We start from the raw sequence: 14,116 nt of genomic DNA on the forward strand, positions 1-14,116 counted from the left end.
GCAGCAATCATTTCATTAAGTTGCCCAACATCCAGGCAGCAGACCTCTTGATCTTCTACACAAACAAGCCCAAGAAACACCTTTTGGTAGTGCTGACTGGAAGCACGAATATTTTCAAGCTGCTCTGCTGAAAATGTAAACTGATACTCCCCAGTAGACTTAGGCTCTTGCCCATATTTAAGAAAAAGACAAGCGTCAGCATTAATCAGGAAAGCATTATTTATCTTATCCCCCTTCACCCTAAGAGGGTTTATTGCAGTGAAATTATCATCCTCAGCAACCTGCATGAGAGCGGCACCAAGATTCTGATGTTCCGTCCTAATTTTCATAGCCGTCTTCCTTATTAAAATCTCAAAAACACCTTGGGGCATTATTACAACTTGCCAACCACCCCAAGGCACAAGATCACACCGGAAATAATGGGCATTCAGCCTCAAGACTAGCTCGTATGACATGCACCAGAACAATACGCACAACCATTTGATCTTTGATAAATGCTTCTGGCAGCTCGAACTGCATCAAAGCAGTTCGAGAAATTCCCAAGATATGTCTTGCTAACTATCAAGGTATACCAATAGCACGTATCCACATGCACTTCGTGATCGCCATTCGGCTGAGCATTATCATTGACGTAGTAGTTGGCCATGGAGTTTCCCTTCCATCGTAGTGAATGAAACTGCCTTCCATGGCGTGCGTACACCAAAGAGTAGGCAGCACAATCAGCGTAGCCAGATAGTGGCAATTAGCAATCACACCTACGATGTAAGCGACGAATGGCAAAGGATCGGATAGCAGAACGTATCTCAGAGGCTCACTCGTTAGCGGGTGAGTCGACTCTTTCCCTTTGCCGGCCTACCTGACGCAGCCTATATGGCCGCACCCCTCTGCATGACTTCACTGCGGAACCGGACAACTCCTGGCAGCTGCCTGGAGTGCCCTGGCATAGTCCACGTAGGTTTCGGGATCGTAGGGTTCGGCAGTTATGTCAAAGCTCGACTCGCCGTCGTAGCCAATCTCTTGCCAGACTTCCAGGCCCCATTTCCGCCCCTCATGCGATGCGATCAAATCAAAGGTATGGCTATTGAGATCACTGCTTTCGCCCAGGAAGGAATAACGGTAGCTCAGGCGCTTATACCAATCGGGCATCGCTGTGACAGCCCTGATGACCTCTCTCGCGAGTTTTTCATCAGCCTCACTCAATGCATACATTTTGCCGATCGTGAGCCTTCCAGCTCGTTCGAGCGCGGCTATCGGTACGGGCAACGGTTCGCGACTGATAAGGCGGCGATATTCGCAATCGAACACCCAACGTCCGGTTTTCACATAGTCATCCGCATAGATCACTACGCCGTTGCCCAAATCCTTCTTGTATATGCTCGTCATTGTCTTGAATCCATAGTTGGCCGCGATCAGCAGCAAAGGAGAAAAAATGGCGAAGGCAATCCAGAAGCCTTTACTGCGGTAGAAATTCAAAGTGACCTCCTGGTACACCAAGGGGCGTGTCGCCTGAAATCACGGGGTTAATTGCTCCCATGGTCTGGTAGGTGAACTTATACAGACGGTCGCTATCCGCTCGCTCCTTTGACAATACCTTCCACTTCCTGCACCACTCTTCTCCGGGCGCGGCATCACCACTAAACCCGCAAAGATTCCCCATGCGACGCTCCTCGAACGAACCCCAAGTGTTCTTGTAGTCCGACCGCCGAATAAAGGCGCCCACCTTGATCTGCAAGTGATCGGCCAGCCGTTGCGCGAGGCTATCGTTGGTCTGCGGGAAGAACTGGATGCCGTCTTCGATGGGGAATTCCGAGCGGTTGCCCATGCCGGTTCGGCAGGCGTAGCTGTCGATCCGCGCGGAGCTGGAAAACGCCAAGGGTGAAATGGCGTTGTAGTTCAGTGCATCGAGGGACATCTGAAAGTCTTCCGTGAGCTGGTAACCAAAAGCCACACGCTGCGGTACGCCGTGGCTGAACAGCGACAGGTGTTCGATGGGCGAGCGTTTCCGATCCCTGCCCTGGTTGAGGTAATCGATCAGCGCCTGCGCACTCGTTACTTCGACAAGCGCTGCGCCATAGGCCTTGGCGGAATCGCGAGCGGCGTTGAGCATCGCATCGTTGTACGACGGGGTGAACAGTACCAGCGTCCGCGCCAGGGCAGGCCTGTTGCGCTTGAATTCGGCCAGTTCGCGCACGGCCTGGCCAATGAACATCATTTTGTTGCCCGAGCTGTTGTCGTGCTGGCTGCCGGCAACGGCAATCAGTTCGGGCGTCAACGGCTCCCGGGCAGTTGTTGCGGGCGGGCTGCTCGGTTGTACCAAAGCGCCCGAAAGCAAGGCGCGTTGCTCCAGATGGGGATCGGCCAGCAGCTCGGCCATGAGCCGATCATCCACCGAACCATCCGGGCGCACGGCGCCGAGTTTGGCGAAATCCACGACGGTACGCGGCACCGCCTCGCCAAACGTGAAGCCGCCAAAGGTATCGGGGCTGCCCGAAACGATGCGGCCGCCATGGCTGGTCGGGCTACCCAAGTGGGCCAAGGGCCGATGGTCGACGATGATGGAGGGAAAGCCCGTGGTGATAACGGCACCGCAGCCGCAAACATCGCCAACGCGGGCGGCGCCCAGGAAGTTGATTTGCGTATCGGACGAAGCGGAAACGATGGGCGATGAGCCGTGGCCAGGGATCGGGCACACGTGCATATCGCCGAGTCGAGCAGCGGAGATCATGCCATTCCTTGGTGACAGTCGAAGGGTGGCCCGGATGATAACCACCCCAAGCTGCGCAACTTCTTGCGCAGTCACTCTGCAAGCCTCGAATGGCAAGGCTTAGAAAAGCTTTGAGAGATTCACCGCATTTTTTGCTTTGCTACTCGGCTCAACGAGTTCGGGCAACGCCTTCCACTCCTCCCAATATACCCAGCTGCACTCCCGCCCTTTGGTTGCAGCCCGTGGATCAACCAACCGCCTATCACCAGTCGTCTTAATCTCAATACCCAGACCACAAACACAACTCTGATCATGGAACCAAACACAAGTCAGCCTCACTCATTGGCGTTACTCTTGGTTACATAGAAGAAAATGCCATGCAAACAAACTTTGATCGATTCGTACACTCACTGATAGCACATTACAATCTCCCCGCACCTGAAAAGCAGTTCGACGATGAGGTTTATCGCTTTACCGTTAACGACAACATGCCCGTCAAGCTGTATGGGGACCGCAATAATCTGGTTTACTTTGTAAGTACATTAGGCAACTACCAGGAAAAACACGATAAATTGTGCTCAGAGCTGCTGAAGCTGAATAACTTCAGCCTTAAGAACCCCTGCTTAACGCTGGGGCTCGATGCCGATAACTGTCTAATCATACATACCCGAGTGTCGATAATGGACCTTAAGGGCCCACAGGGATTGATGCATTTTGAGAATTTCATCGATAGATGCAGTGCAATAAAAACCCACCTCAACCTTGAATAAAGGAGTCAATAATGGGCATCTGCGCCTCTTCCAATCGAAATGTTTATAGTCCAGCGGCATCTCCTACCTCTTCACCTCAGCGAACTTCCGCTCCTGCTGGTCCTGTCAGCGAAGGGGGAAATCGTCTTACATCGGTAGACCAACTGAATTCTCGAGAGCGGCAACGCTTTTTGAAATCACATGACCCTATGGAGATCTACAAGCTAAAAAGAGATACACCTTTATATCGCACAATGCCAGCCGAGTACCTTGTAGATGGCCGGGTTAGCGGAAACCCTAATTCTTGTGCATTAATCCGAAACCATGAAAGACTAAGGCCGAATCCTTATGGCGGCCAGCCAGGTACTGCCTCGGCCTATTGGACGGTGCAACACCGCGCGTATGAATTAGGACCTTCGCTGAATGTGATGGCAGGCAATGATGCACAGGCAAGCACGGCCCCGTATCATCAAGAGGGAAATGTCACCGTCGAAATGCGGCTGGGAGATTTTCTTGAGCGAGGAGGGAAAGCCTATGTTGACGAGTCAGCAGGAAAAGGAGATGGAATAGATGCTATCCCACTGATTGTCACCTTGCCAGAAGGAGAAAGCGTGCCTGCAAGAAGGATTTAATTAGCCGTCACAAGTCCTGCATATGAAAAGCGGTCAAAGTTACAAGTAAGCATCCCCCGGCTAAAGCCGGGGGATTTGTATGTACCTCCAACATACCCAATTATGCCCCGGTCCTTCACGGCGCAGGGAGCCCTGTCCGCACACGCCATCAGTTACTCCGCCAGTTCGGCAAGATGTAAGGCCCTTGCGAATACCGTCACGTTCAGCCCTCGATTCCCGGTCGTCCATATGTGATGCTCGACACGCACATAGGCGGTCGGCAACTTAAGCCGCGCTATGCGAAGCATCTGATCACCCATTCCCATGTCCCAGTCGATCAGCTTGAATTTGTCGAACAGGGCGATCTCAGAGTCGACGGGACAGCATGGGCAATGATGATTTGGCCCGGCTTTTTGCCGCATAAACGAAAAACCCCTGACTTCGCAACGAAATCAGGGGTTCTCTTGAATCGGAAAGTGGCGGTGAGGGAGGGATTCGAACCCTCGATACGGTTTCCCGTATACACACTTTCCAGGCGTGCTCCTTCAACCGCTCGGACACCTCACCGGAATCTCGTCGAACCGTCTGGTCCGTCGAGGCGCGCTAATGTAGTCGAATGATTTGCGGAAGGCAAACTTTTTTTCAGGCGATTCATGCGCTTAAGGATAGGGCGAGTCCGGACGGGGCTCTTCCGGGGTTGCGGGCGGTTCGTCCAGGCGCTGGCCGCCGAAGAGGACGAAGCCCAGGCTGAGAAACAGTCCGCAGACGAACAGGATGAAGACGCCGATCGGGTTGTGAATGACGGCGCGGTTGGCGATCAGCACCGAGGCCAGCAGCAGGAGCAATGCCGAACCCGCGCAGAGAAAAGACTGCAATGACATTTCAGGGGCTCTCCGAATTCGCGCCTACGCTAAAGGACGGCCCCGGGAGAAAACCAATTGGCTGTTCGGATCGCTTCGATAGAGGCCTTGCGAAATGGCTGGATGCCCCGCCGTGGCTGACTCGCCAGTCAGTCACGGCGCTTTACCTGCACCGGTCGGGTGAGTAACGTCTGCCCCACTTCACAACAAGGAACCCGCCATGAGTGAGCTGATTTCCTACCATCTCGACGACGGCATCGCGACCCTGACGCTGAACAACGGCAAGGTCAACGCCATTTCCCCGGATGTGATCGCCGCCTTCAACGAAGCGCTGGACCGCGCCGAACAGGACAAGGCGATCGTCATCCTCACCGGCCAGCCGGGCATCCTGTCGGGCGGTTACGACCTGAAGGTGATGACCTCCGGCCCGCAGAACGCTATCGATCTGGTCGCGGCAGGCTCGACCCTGGCGCGCCGCATGCTGGCCCACCCCTACCCGATCATCGTCGCCTGTCCCGGTCACGCGGTGGCCAAGGGTGCCTTCCTGCTGCTTTCAGCGGACTACCGGATCGGGGTCGAAGGGCCGTTCAACATCGGGCTGAACGAAGTGCAGATCGGTATGACCATGCACCACGTCGGTATCGAACTGGCCCGCGACCGCCTGCGCAAGTCGGCCTTCCACCGCTCGGTGATCAACGGCGAGATGTTCGATCCGCAGGGAGCCGTGGATGCTGGCTTCCTTGACCGCGTGGTGCCGGTCGGCGAGTTGATGCCCGTTGCCCTGGCGACCGCCCGGCAGATGAAGAAGATCAACATGACGGCGCACCGGAACACTAAACTGAAGGTGCGCAAGGCGCTGCTGGAGACGCTGGACAAGGCCATCGAGCTGGACAGACAGCACCTGGGCTGAGTCGTCGCCTCTACCTAACGAAAAAGCCCGGCCAAAGTTGACCGGGCTCTTGTTTGGGCGATGAGTTCACCCTCTACGGACGTTTACTGGACAGCTACCTGGCCGTTCTCGCCTGTCGAATCGTCGGTATCGTCGGTCGAGCCGGCATCATCAGTCGCCTCGTCGTGCTTGGTCGTCGATACCGAGGCTTGCTGCAGGCCGAGAGCAGCGGCCAGGGCGGCCGGGGTGCTGGCGACGACGGCCATGGCCTTGGCCAGGCCGGTGGTTTCCTTGGACTTCGCCGCTTCCGACGTTGCGGCCCCATGCCCCTTGCCCTGGCCGACACCTTGTTCGCTGCGGCCGACCGCATTGCCGACACCATGGCCGTCTCCGGCAGAGCCGCCACGCCCGCCGCCATGACCACCACCGTTGCCACCGCCTCCGCCGTTTCCGCCACCGCCACCGCCACCGCCACCGTCTTTAGCGTAAGCGGAGCCGATCAGCGGATTGGCATCCGGTACCACCATGACCGAAACCATGAGTGCGCATGCCGAAACGGCAAGGAGTGTCCTGGCTTTCATTGTTCTGCTCTCCTCTTCAGCGCCCGCTCCCTCCCTGAGCCTGGCATTTTGTTCGAGTCTACGCCTGGCGCAGGCCCGCCATCTGTCGGCCGACGAGCGCAACCTGCATACGCGACACCGTTCTCACTCCGTCATCCCGACGGGTCGTTCAGCCGGCGGATATCCTCGCGCAAGCGGCGAATCTCCTCCTGAAGGCTCTCGATGGAAGCCTGGCCGGCCGTGGCGGATTGCTTGTCCGCCGCATCGCGGTCGACGAAGAACGAAGCCAGGGTCGCCGTGACGTAACCGAACACGGTGAAACCGTAGAGCGCGAGGATGAAGCAGAGCACCCGCCCTTCGCCCGTGTGTGGCCAGGCTTCCGAGCCCAGGCTGGTGATCAGCATGGCGGTCCACCAGAGCGCCTCGCCGTAGCTACCGAAGCCGGCGCTGTCGCGCTCGAAGGCATACATGCCGGCCGCTCCCACCAGGATCACCAGCAAGGTCAGGCTGAAGACGTAGCCGACACCGCGGCGCCGCATGGCCTGGCGCAGCGCCGACATGCCCCGGTTGGTGGAGGATAGGATGCGCACCAGGGTGACCCCACGGGTCGCCCGCAGCACCCGGAACACACGCAGCACGCGCAAGGTGCGCAGGGCCGGCAGCAACAGGGCCACGGCAGTGAGCACGTTGCGCCGCAGGTAGCCCAGCTTGCGCGGCGCCAGGCTGAAGCGCAGCAGGAAATCGACCACGAACAACGCCCAGATCCAGCGGTTGAGCGCCTCCAGCAACGGCGATACGCCACGCACCAGCTCGACCACGGTCAAGGCCAGCCAGACGAAGCCGAGCAGGATCATTGGCGTTTCCAGCCAGTCCTCCACCTGCCGCAACAGGCGCCAGCGCTGGCGTTCGACGAAGTGCTGCGAAGCATGGGAGCGAGCGGTCGACATGCGGTCCTCCTGATTGCCGGACATTTCTAGGTCCGACAGCGGAGTGCTCGGTCTGTCCACTCCTGCTGCCATCCAGCGAAACGGGAGAACTTTCATCCGTGCCGGACGCCTATACGAACATGCCCGAACTGCCCGATCTCGAACTCGACAAGCGCCAGGTCGACGCTCACGCCGTCGGCCGGACCGTGCGTGCCGTGACCGTGCGCGACAAGCGTGTGCTGGAGCAGCCGGCCAGCACCCTGGAACGTGGCGTGAAAGGCCGCCGCTTCGCGCACAGCGAGCGGCACGGCAAGAACCTGTTCATCCACTTGGATGACGGCCACGCCCTGCTGATGCACTTCGGCATGACCGGCTACCTGAAATTCGCGAAGAGCGATGAAACCTTGCAGAAATCCGAAGCGGTGGTGTTCGAACTCGATGACGACCGGCGCCTCAGCTACTGCTCGCGGCGCATGCTGGGCCGGATCGAGCTGGTCGAAACGGTGCAGGACTATCTGGACGCCCATCGCATCGGCCCGGATGCGCTGTCACTGGACGCCAGGGGTTTCCGTGAACGCCTCGGGCAACGCGGAGGGCTGAAGGCCGCGCTGATGGACCAGAGCAAATTGGCGGGGTTGGGTAACGTGTACAGCGACGAGACGCTGTTCCAGGCCGGCCTGCATCCGCGCACACCGTTGAACGCACTCAAAGAAGACGACTTCGTGCGCCTGTTCCGCTGCATGCGCGAGGTACTGGAAACCGCCATCGAGCATGAAGGAAAGCGGCCGGAGCTGCCCGCCGACTGGCTCACACCGCATCGCCATGAAGACGAGCGATGCCCCCGCTGCGGCAGCCCCTGGTCGGTCGCCCAGGTCGGCGGGCGCACCACCTTCTGGTGCCCGAAGGATCAGCCCGAGCGCTGATCTCTAGTTGGCCTCCGCCGCCCTCCCCTGAGCAACGAAGCGCATCATCCACTCCGCCACCGTCACGCCGTGGTGATCCTGCCCCAGGCTGTCGACACCCTGACGGTAAACCGTCTCGCCCAGGGCGGTCTGGCGCAGGTCGAGCAGCGCGCGCGAATAATCGTGGATGAACTCCGGATGGCCCTGGAAGCAGAGGACCTGATCCTCGATGCAGTAGGCGGCGATCGGGCAAAACTCACTGGAAGCGATCAGCGTGGCGTTTTCCGGCAGGCGGGTGACCTGGTCCTGGTGGCTGATCAGCAGGGTCAGCTCCTCTTGGCCAGGCGTCATCCATTCCGGCTGATGATGCAATTGATACCGATGGGTACCGACACCCCAGCCCTGCTCGGCCCGCTCGCTGCGGCCGCCGAACAGCAGGGCCAGGAGCTGGTGGCCGAAGCAGATGCCGAGCAGCTTGTCGCCGCGCTGGTAACGCTCCAGCAGGTAGGTCTTGAGGGTCTGGATCCAAGGATCGCTGCCAAAGGAGTCCGCCTTGCTGCCGGTGACCAGATAAGCGTCGTAGCGCTCGTCGTCCGCCGGGTAGCGACCTTCCACCACGTTGAAAACCTCGAACCGGGCCGGGATCGGCTGCTTGGCGAACAGGTCGACGAACATGCGGCCATAGCCCTGGTAACGGTCGATCAATTCGGGGCGAAGGATATCGGTTTCGAGAATGCAGATGCGGAGCGGCATGACGGGTCCTGGGGTTGAAGCGGATGTGCGCTTTTTTTAACACAGCTCCATAAATCCTGAACAGGCCGGACAGCCCGCTTCGTATCACTGCGCTCGATACTCACCATCTTTGCCATTCACTTCTTCCCTGAACGGCCCTCGGCAATGATTCAGGCGTCGGCTTCGAGCCCATCCAATATGAGGACATCGCCATGAATACCTTTGCCGCCATCGCCAGCCTGGCCGCCGCCTCCTCCTTCGCCAGCAGCCTGCCGTCCGAATACTACCGCCCCACGCCGAAAACCTCCGCCGCCCAAGGCAAGGACGACAAGCGCCCTGCCAGTCACTGAGACATGCGCCGCTCCGGCGGCGCACTCGACAAGGAGACCCTCATGAGCACCGCCGAAAACCTGCCGCTGCGAAACGGCTATGGCGTGACCTACGCCACCCTGGACGAGACCGGGTTGCACTTCGAGTCCGAACTGGCAATCCACCTCCGAGACGGGAACCTGCTGACGCTGAAGATGCCCACCCGGCAGAGCGAGCAGCGTGCGATCCGCGAAGCCCTCCGTGGCCGGATCAACCAACGCGCCGCCTGAGCGGAGGACACGCCATGAGCCGCCTCACCCTGAAATACGCCCGCAACGGCGCCCTCGCCGGGATCGGCCTGTACACGGTCATCGCCGCCACCCTGCTGGCGCTGAGCATGAGCGTCGGCAGCGCGCGTACCGCCTCGACCAGCGACGCGAGCCTCAACCTGCTGCCGCAGATCGGCCAGGTGGTCGGCGCACTCCTGAAAAGTTGAACGACGGCATCACGCCGACTACCGAAGACACGAAGATCATGACCCTGGAGAAGAAGCACTTTCTTGCCGTCGCCGGCCTGGTCGCCCTGACCAACGGCCTGTCCCTGCTCGGCTTCGGCAACGCCTCGGCGGGCGCGCTGGCCAGAACCATCGAATGCAATTCGGCGATTGCCCGCCACAGCGAAGCCAGCGTTACCCTGAAGCACCTCGCCGGCACCCCGCCCTGCGAGCCGGAAAGGCCGTTCACCGGGCCTTTCCGACATGCCTGCGCCGAGCAGTAGGGTTTGTCGGCTACTTCGTTGAAAACGGGCTCTTAGAAGCCCTCGCCCTTCGCCGCCTTCTCCAGCAACAGCACCGGCGGCTCGAAGCGTTCGCCATACTGCTCCGCCAGGTAGTGGGCACGGGCGACGAAGTCTTTCACCCCGTACTGGTTGATGAACTGCAACGCACCGCCGGTCCAGGCCGCGAAGCCGATACCGAAGATCGACCCGACGTTGGCATCGGCCACCGACGTGAGCACGCCCTCTTCCATGCAGCGCACCGTCTCGATGGCCTGGATGAACAGAATGCGGTCGCGCACGTCTTCCTGGGGAATCTGCCGGTCGGCCTTCTCGAAGCGGGCCTTGAGTTCCGGCCAGAGGTGTTTTTTGCCGTTGGCCGGGTAGTCGTAGAACCCTATGCCAGCCGCCTTGCCCGGTCGCTTGTACTCGTCGAGCATCAGGTCGATCACGGCGAATGCCGGGTGTTCCGGCAGGGACTTACCCTCGGCTTCGAGGTCCTTGCGGGTCTGCGCGCGGATATGGCTCATCAGGCTCAACGAGACCTCGTCGGAGATCGCCAGCGGGCCCACCGGCATGCCGGCCTTGCGCGCTTCGTTCTCGATCATCGCGGCGGACACGCCCTCGCCAAGCATGGCCAGCCCCTCGTTGGTGAAGGTGCCGAACACCCGCGAAGTGAAGAAGCCGCGCCGGTCGTTGACCACGATGGGCGTTTTCTTGATTTGCAGGACGTAGTCGAAGGCCCGCGCCAGGGTTTCGTCGCGGGTGCGCTCGCCCCGGATGATCTCCACCAGCGGCATCTTGTCCACCGGGCTGAAGAAGTGCAGGCCGATGAAGCGCTCCTGCTTCTGCACCGCGCGGGCCAGGCCGGTGATGGGCAGGGTCGAGGTATTCGAAGCGATGACCGCATCCGGTAGTGCTGCCCGCTCGGCGGCGGCGGTGACGTTGGCCTTGAGGTCGCGGTCTTCGAAAACGGCCTCGATGATCAGGTCGCAGCCCTCGAAGTCGGCTTCCTTGTCGGTGGTACGGATACGCGCCAGGATGGCGTCGCGCTTCTCGGCAGCCATGTGGCCGCGGCTGACTTTCTTTTCCAGCAGCTTGGCCGAATACGCCTTACCCTTCTCCGCCGCCTCCACGGAAACATCCTTGAGCACCACGTCGATGCCGGCCGCCGCCGAGACATAAGCGATCCCCGCCCCCATCATGCCGGCCCCGAGCACACCGACCTTGCGGGTGACGCAGGGTTCATGGCCCTTCGGTCGCGAGCCGCCGGCATTGATCTCGTTGAGCTGGAACCAGAAGGTGCCGATCATGTTCTTCGCCACCTGGCCCGTGGTCAGCTCGGTGAAGTAGCGCGTCTCGATCAACTGAGCGGTGTCGAAGTCCACCTGGGCGCCTTCCACCGCGGCGCAGAGGATTTTTTCCGGCGCCGGGAAGCAGCCCTTGGTCTTGTCGCGCAGCACCGACGGCGCAATAGCCAGCATCTGCGCGACGCTCGGGCTGGACGGCGTGCCGCCGGGAATCTTGTAGCCCTTCTCGTCCCAGGGCTGTACCGGGTTCGGGTTGGCGACGATCCAGGCGCGGGCCTTGGCCATGAGGTCGTCGCGGTCGGAGGCGATGGCATGGATCAGCCCGGCTCTCAACGCCGCATCCGGGCGGACCTTCTTGCCTTCGGCCAGATACGGCAATGCCTTCTCGATGCCCAGCAGGCGCACCATGCGCACCACGCCGCCACCGCCCGGCAGCAGGCCGAGGGTGACCTCCGGCAGGCCTAGCTGCACGCCCGGCGCATCCAGGGCGATACGGTGGTGGCAGGCCAGGCAGATTTCCCAGCCGCCGCCGAGGGCCGCGCCGTTGATGGCAGCCACCACCGGCTTGCCGAGCGTTTCCAGACGGCGCAACTGCGCCTTGATGCCGAGCACCATCTGGTAGAACGCCGTGGCGTCGGCCCGGGTGACCTTGACCAGCTCATTGAGGTCACCGCCGGCGAAGAAGGTCTTCTTCGCCGAGGTGACGATCACCCCGGCGATGGCATCTTTCTCGGCTTCCAGGCGGTCGACGATCCCGGCCATGGCCTCGCGGTACACCGCGTTCATGGTGTTGGCGCTCTGCCCAGGCATGTCCATGGTCAGGACGACGATCCCGTCCTGGCCCTTTTCGTAACGGATGGCGTCAGTCATTTCAGTATCCCGCGGAACGTGTAGACAGGTTCGAAGAGGCGAACGCCCCTGCGAACGTCAAATCCTTTCAATGATGGTGGCGATGCCCATGCCGCCGCCCACGCAGAGCGTGGCCAGGCCGTAGCGCAGCTTGCGGCGCTCCAGTTCGTCGAGCAGCGTGGCGAGGATGATGCAGCCGGTGGCCCCCAGCGGATGGCCCATGGCAATGGAGCCACCATTGACGTTGACCTTGCTCTCCGGCACGCCCATGTCCTTCATGAACTTCATCACCACCGAGGCGAAGGCTTCGTTCACCTCGAACAGGTCGATGTCGTCGACCCTCAGCCCAGCCTTGGCCAGCGCCTTGCGTGTCGCCGGCGCCGGGCCGGTTAGCATGATGGTCGGGTCGCTGCCGGTCACCGCCGTGGCCACCACCCGGGCGCGGGGTTTCAGGCCCAGCTCGCGGCCCTTGGCTGGCGAACCGATGAGCATCGCCGCCGCACCATCGACGATCCCCGAGCTGTTGCCGGGGGTGTGCACGTGCTCGATGCGCTCGACGTGGCTGTACTTGCGCAGGGCGGTGGCGTCGAAGCCCATCTGCCCCATCATCTCGAAGCTCGGCTTGAGCGCCCCCAGGCCTTCCAGGGTGGAGTCGGCACGGATGAATTCGTCATGGTCGAGCAGGACGATGCCGTTCTGGTCGGTCACCGGCACCAGCGTCCGGGCAAACAGACCCTCGGCGCGCGCCTTGGCAGCCTTCTGCTGGGAACGCAGGGCGAAGGCATCGACATCCTGGCGACTGAAGCCCTCCAGGGTGGCGATCAGGTCGGCACCGATGCCCTGCGGCACGAAGTGGGTGTGCAGGTTGGTTTCCGGATCCATAGCCCAGGCGCCGCCGTCGGAGCCCATCGGTACCCGCGACATGGACTCGACCCCGCCCACCACCACCAGGTCCTCGAAGCCCGAGCGCACCTTCATCGCCCCCAGGTTCACCGCCTCCAGGCCCGAGGCGCAGAAGCGGTTGAGCTGCACGCCGGCGACCTGCTCGTCCCAGTCCGCCACCAGCGCGGCGGTCTTGGCGATGTCCGCGCCCTGATCGCCCACCGGCGTCACGCAGCCGAGGACGATGTCGTCCACCTGGCTGGTGTCCAGTTGATTACGCGCCTGCAGCGAACGGAGCAGGCCGGCGATCAGGTTGACCGGCTTGACGCTGTGCAGCGCCCCATCCTTCTTGCCCTTGCCGCGAGGCGTGCGCACCGCGTCGAAAATGAGTGCTTCGGTCATGGAGTCCTCCGCCCGGAATGGGCGTTCTATCTGGTCGGACTACCTTAGCGTCGCCCCCTGCGGGCTCAATGACCGAAGCGCTCAGCACGATTGACCTGACCGCTCAGACGAACGGTCGTTTCATGGCGCTGCGCCAGTCAACCGCGAGAAACGCGTCTGCCACGCGGTTGCCTCCGCCTCGCTGGCAGGCGGCCATAACCGGTCATCAGGAAGAAGCAAAGATTTGTTACCAAGGCTTCTAAGCGCTCGCCGACGCGGGCCCTAGAGTTGAATTGACAGGTACCGCTGCCGGGTCTTGCCGGAGCGGACGATCTTCCACGCCAAGGCGTGGCGCAGCAGCCCGACAGGCCGTCAGCGCGGGATGCACGCCAGCCAACAAGAAAAAAGGCATACGGCTATGTTCAAGCAGCGCAAAGTCCGGCAGGCGAGCCTGATCGTCTTCGCCACCACGGTCATTCTGATCCTTCCCAACCTGACCCGTCTGGTCGGTTGACGTCGGCCACCGTCCCACGGTCGCTATCCGTCTTCCGCCCCAATGGCGGATCGGAGACGGAGCGTTGGCGAACGCTCGGCAGCACGAACTCCCGTTCGACTACGGCCGGCACACCCTGTGTCATCGTCCCGATCGACACGGTGTCAATTCCAGAAAAAGCTGAT

Annotated in this window: 17 protein-coding genes and 1 tRNA gene; 8 read left to right on the forward strand and 10 right to left on the reverse strand. The window is 60.8% G+C overall.

The genetic code is table 11. The features are described from left to right. The 3 genes from PIN01S_RS26555 to PIN01S_RS22410 form a co-directional block, all read right to left on the reverse strand. Positions 1-329: hypothetical protein (locus PIN01S_RS26555; protein WP_139809708.1), on the reverse strand; the 329-nt coding region annotated here is incomplete at its 3' end. 565 nt (positions 330-894) lie between these two features. Then, the gene (locus tag PIN01S_RS22405; protein WP_084339131.1) at positions 895-1,473 is read right to left on the reverse strand and encodes a hypothetical protein; all 579 of its coding nucleotides are present in this window, start codon (positions 1,471-1,473) and stop codon (positions 895-897) included. Beyond that, on the reverse strand, positions 1,454-2,725 hold the full coding sequence (locus PIN01S_RS22410; RefSeq protein ID WP_084339132.1) for a PAAR domain-containing protein: 1,272 nt from the start codon (positions 2,723-2,725) through the stop codon (positions 1,454-1,456). The genes PIN01S_RS22405 and PIN01S_RS22410 overlap by 20 nt, the downstream gene beginning before the upstream one ends. A gap of 356 nt (positions 2,726-3,081) precedes the next feature. Between PIN01S_RS22410 and PIN01S_RS22415 the strand changes: the two genes are divergently transcribed. Both PIN01S_RS22415 and PIN01S_RS22420 read left to right on the forward strand, forming a co-directional pair. Further along, the gene (locus PIN01S_RS22415) at positions 3,082-3,474 is read left to right on the forward strand and encodes a CesT family type III secretion system chaperone (RefSeq protein WP_084339133.1); all 393 of its coding nucleotides are present in this window, start codon (positions 3,082-3,084) and stop codon (positions 3,472-3,474) included. An 11-nt stretch (positions 3,475-3,485) separates the two neighbouring features. Continuing rightward, entirely contained in the window at positions 3,486-4,085 is a 600-nt protein-coding gene (locus PIN01S_RS22420) for an AvrPphF family type III effector (RefSeq protein WP_084339134.1), read from the forward strand. A gap of 456 nt (positions 4,086-4,541) precedes the next feature. On the opposite strand, the gene PIN01S_RS22430 is transcribed toward PIN01S_RS22420, so the two are convergent. Next, a tRNA-Ser gene (locus tag PIN01S_RS22430) sits at positions 4,542-4,631 on the reverse strand. 92 nt (positions 4,632-4,723) lie between these two features. Continuing rightward, entirely contained in the window at positions 4,724-4,945 is a 222-nt protein-coding gene (locus PIN01S_RS22435) for a hypothetical protein (protein WP_084339136.1), read from the reverse strand. A 199-nt stretch (positions 4,946-5,144) separates the two neighbouring features. Here PIN01S_RS22435 and PIN01S_RS22440 point away from each other — a divergent pair, with 199 nt between their 5' ends. Beyond that, complete coding sequence (locus PIN01S_RS22440) at positions 5,145-5,834, forward strand: crotonase/enoyl-CoA hydratase family protein (protein WP_084339137.1); 690 nt, start codon at positions 5,145-5,147, stop codon at positions 5,832-5,834. 83 nt (positions 5,835-5,917) lie between these two features. On the opposite strand, the gene PIN01S_RS27380 is transcribed toward PIN01S_RS22440, so the two are convergent. Together PIN01S_RS27380 and PIN01S_RS22450 are read right to left on the reverse strand one after the other, a co-directional pair. Continuing rightward, a complete protein-coding gene (locus tag PIN01S_RS27380; protein ID WP_176580389.1) occupies positions 5,918-6,340 on the reverse strand; it encodes a hypothetical protein in 423 nt (140 codons plus the stop codon). Positions 6,341-6,525: 185 nt separating this feature from the next. Next, positions 6,526-7,320 carry an ion transporter gene (locus tag PIN01S_RS22450; RefSeq protein WP_084339138.1) on the reverse strand — a complete coding sequence of 265 codons (795 nt, stop codon included), beginning with the start codon at positions 7,318-7,320 and terminating at the stop codon, positions 6,526-6,528. A 119-nt stretch (positions 7,321-7,439) separates the two neighbouring features. Here PIN01S_RS22450 and PIN01S_RS22455 point away from each other — a divergent pair, with 119 nt between their 5' ends. Beyond that, complete coding sequence (locus PIN01S_RS22455; protein WP_139198615.1) at positions 7,440-8,222, forward strand: Fpg/Nei family DNA glycosylase; 783 nt, start codon at positions 7,440-7,442, stop codon at positions 8,220-8,222. Between the two features lie 3 nt (positions 8,223-8,225). Here PIN01S_RS22455 and PIN01S_RS22460 read toward each other — a convergent pair whose 3' ends face one another. Continuing rightward, entirely contained in the window at positions 8,226-8,954 is a 729-nt protein-coding gene (locus tag PIN01S_RS22460) for an amidotransferase (protein WP_084339140.1), read from the reverse strand. A gap of 191 nt (positions 8,955-9,145) precedes the next feature. Between PIN01S_RS22460 and PIN01S_RS26830 the strand changes: the two genes are divergently transcribed. Genes PIN01S_RS26830 through PIN01S_RS22475 form a run of 4 tightly spaced genes read left to right on the forward strand, consistent with a single transcriptional unit; the run spans position 9,146 to position 10,019 of the window. Next, positions 9,146-9,283 carry a hypothetical protein gene (locus PIN01S_RS26830; protein WP_168191018.1) on the forward strand — a complete coding sequence of 46 codons (138 nt, stop codon included), beginning with the start codon at positions 9,146-9,148 and terminating at the stop codon, positions 9,281-9,283. Positions 9,284-9,325: 42 nt separating this feature from the next. Beyond that, positions 9,326-9,532 (forward strand): type III secretion system co-regulatory protein PtrC, encoded by a 207-nt coding sequence (gene ptrC / locus PIN01S_RS22465; protein ID WP_084339205.1) that lies wholly within the window; start codon positions 9,326-9,328, stop codon positions 9,530-9,532. 14 nt (positions 9,533-9,546) lie between these two features. Next, a complete protein-coding gene (locus tag PIN01S_RS22470; RefSeq protein ID WP_084339141.1) occupies positions 9,547-9,738 on the forward strand; it encodes a hypothetical protein in 192 nt (63 codons plus the stop codon). Between the two features lie 38 nt (positions 9,739-9,776). After that, complete coding sequence (locus PIN01S_RS22475; protein ID WP_084339206.1) at positions 9,777-10,019, forward strand: hypothetical protein; 243 nt, start codon at positions 9,777-9,779, stop codon at positions 10,017-10,019. A 32-nt stretch (positions 10,020-10,051) separates the two neighbouring features. On the opposite strand, the gene PIN01S_RS22480 is transcribed toward PIN01S_RS22475, so the two are convergent. Continuing rightward, on the reverse strand, positions 10,052-12,196 hold the full coding sequence (locus PIN01S_RS22480; RefSeq protein ID WP_084339142.1) for a 3-hydroxyacyl-CoA dehydrogenase NAD-binding domain-containing protein: 2,145 nt from the start codon (positions 12,194-12,196) through the stop codon (positions 10,052-10,054). 57 nt (positions 12,197-12,253) lie between these two features. After that, a complete protein-coding gene (locus PIN01S_RS22485) occupies positions 12,254-13,459 on the reverse strand; it encodes an acetyl-CoA C-acetyltransferase (protein WP_084339143.1) in 1,206 nt (401 codons plus the stop codon). Positions 13,460-14,116: the final 657 nt, after the last annotated feature.

The sequence above is a fragment of the Pseudomonas indica NBRC 103045 genome (assembly GCF_002091635.1).
GTDB lineage: Bacteria > Pseudomonadota > Gammaproteobacteria > Pseudomonadales > Pseudomonadaceae > Pseudomonas_M > Pseudomonas_M indica.

What these genes read in the sequence shown, in the direction of transcription:
- PIN01S_RS22470 (WP_084339141.1), top strand. Translation starts at nt 9,547, where the DNA reads ATGAGCCGCCTCACCCTGAAATACGCCCGCAACGGCGCCCTCGCCGGG.
- PIN01S_RS22450 (WP_084339138.1), bottom strand. Translation starts at nt 7,320, where the DNA reads ATGTCGACCGCTCGCTCCCATGCTTCGCAGCACTTCGTCGAACGCCAG.
- PIN01S_RS22415 (WP_084339133.1), top strand. Translation starts at nt 3,082, where the DNA reads ATGCAAACAAACTTTGATCGATTCGTACACTCACTGATAGCACATTAC.
- PIN01S_RS27380 (WP_176580389.1), bottom strand. Translation starts at nt 6,340, where the DNA reads ATGGTGGTACCGGATGCCAATCCGCTGATCGGCTCCGCTTACGCTAAA.
- PIN01S_RS22460 (WP_084339140.1), bottom strand. Translation starts at nt 8,954, where the DNA reads ATGCCGCTCCGCATCTGCATTCTCGAAACCGATATCCTTCGCCCCGAA.
- PIN01S_RS22475 (WP_084339206.1), top strand. Translation starts at nt 9,777, where the DNA reads ATGACCCTGGAGAAGAAGCACTTTCTTGCCGTCGCCGGCCTGGTCGCC.
- PIN01S_RS22435 (WP_084339136.1), bottom strand. Translation starts at nt 4,945, where the DNA reads ATGTCATTGCAGTCTTTTCTCTGCGCGGGTTCGGCATTGCTCCTGCTG.
- PIN01S_RS22480 (WP_084339142.1), bottom strand. Translation starts at nt 12,196, where the DNA reads ATGACTGACGCCATCCGTTACGAAAAGGGCCAGGACGGGATCGTCGTC.
- PIN01S_RS22440 (WP_084339137.1), top strand. Translation starts at nt 5,145, where the DNA reads ATGAGTGAGCTGATTTCCTACCATCTCGACGACGGCATCGCGACCCTG.
- PIN01S_RS22410 (WP_084339132.1), bottom strand. Translation starts at nt 2,725, where the DNA reads ATGATCTCCGCTGCTCGACTCGGCGATATGCACGTGTGCCCGATCCCT.
- PIN01S_RS26830 (WP_168191018.1), top strand. Translation starts at nt 9,146, where the DNA reads ATGAATACCTTTGCCGCCATCGCCAGCCTGGCCGCCGCCTCCTCCTTC.
- ptrC (WP_084339205.1), top strand. Translation starts at nt 9,326, where the DNA reads ATGAGCACCGCCGAAAACCTGCCGCTGCGAAACGGCTATGGCGTGACC.
- PIN01S_RS22485 (WP_084339143.1), bottom strand. Translation starts at nt 13,459, where the DNA reads ATGACCGAAGCACTCATTTTCGACGCGGTGCGCACGCCTCGCGGCAAG.
- PIN01S_RS22420 (WP_084339134.1), top strand. Translation starts at nt 3,486, where the DNA reads ATGGGCATCTGCGCCTCTTCCAATCGAAATGTTTATAGTCCAGCGGCA.
- PIN01S_RS22455 (WP_139198615.1), top strand. Translation starts at nt 7,440, where the DNA reads ATGCCCGAACTGCCCGATCTCGAACTCGACAAGCGCCAGGTCGACGCT.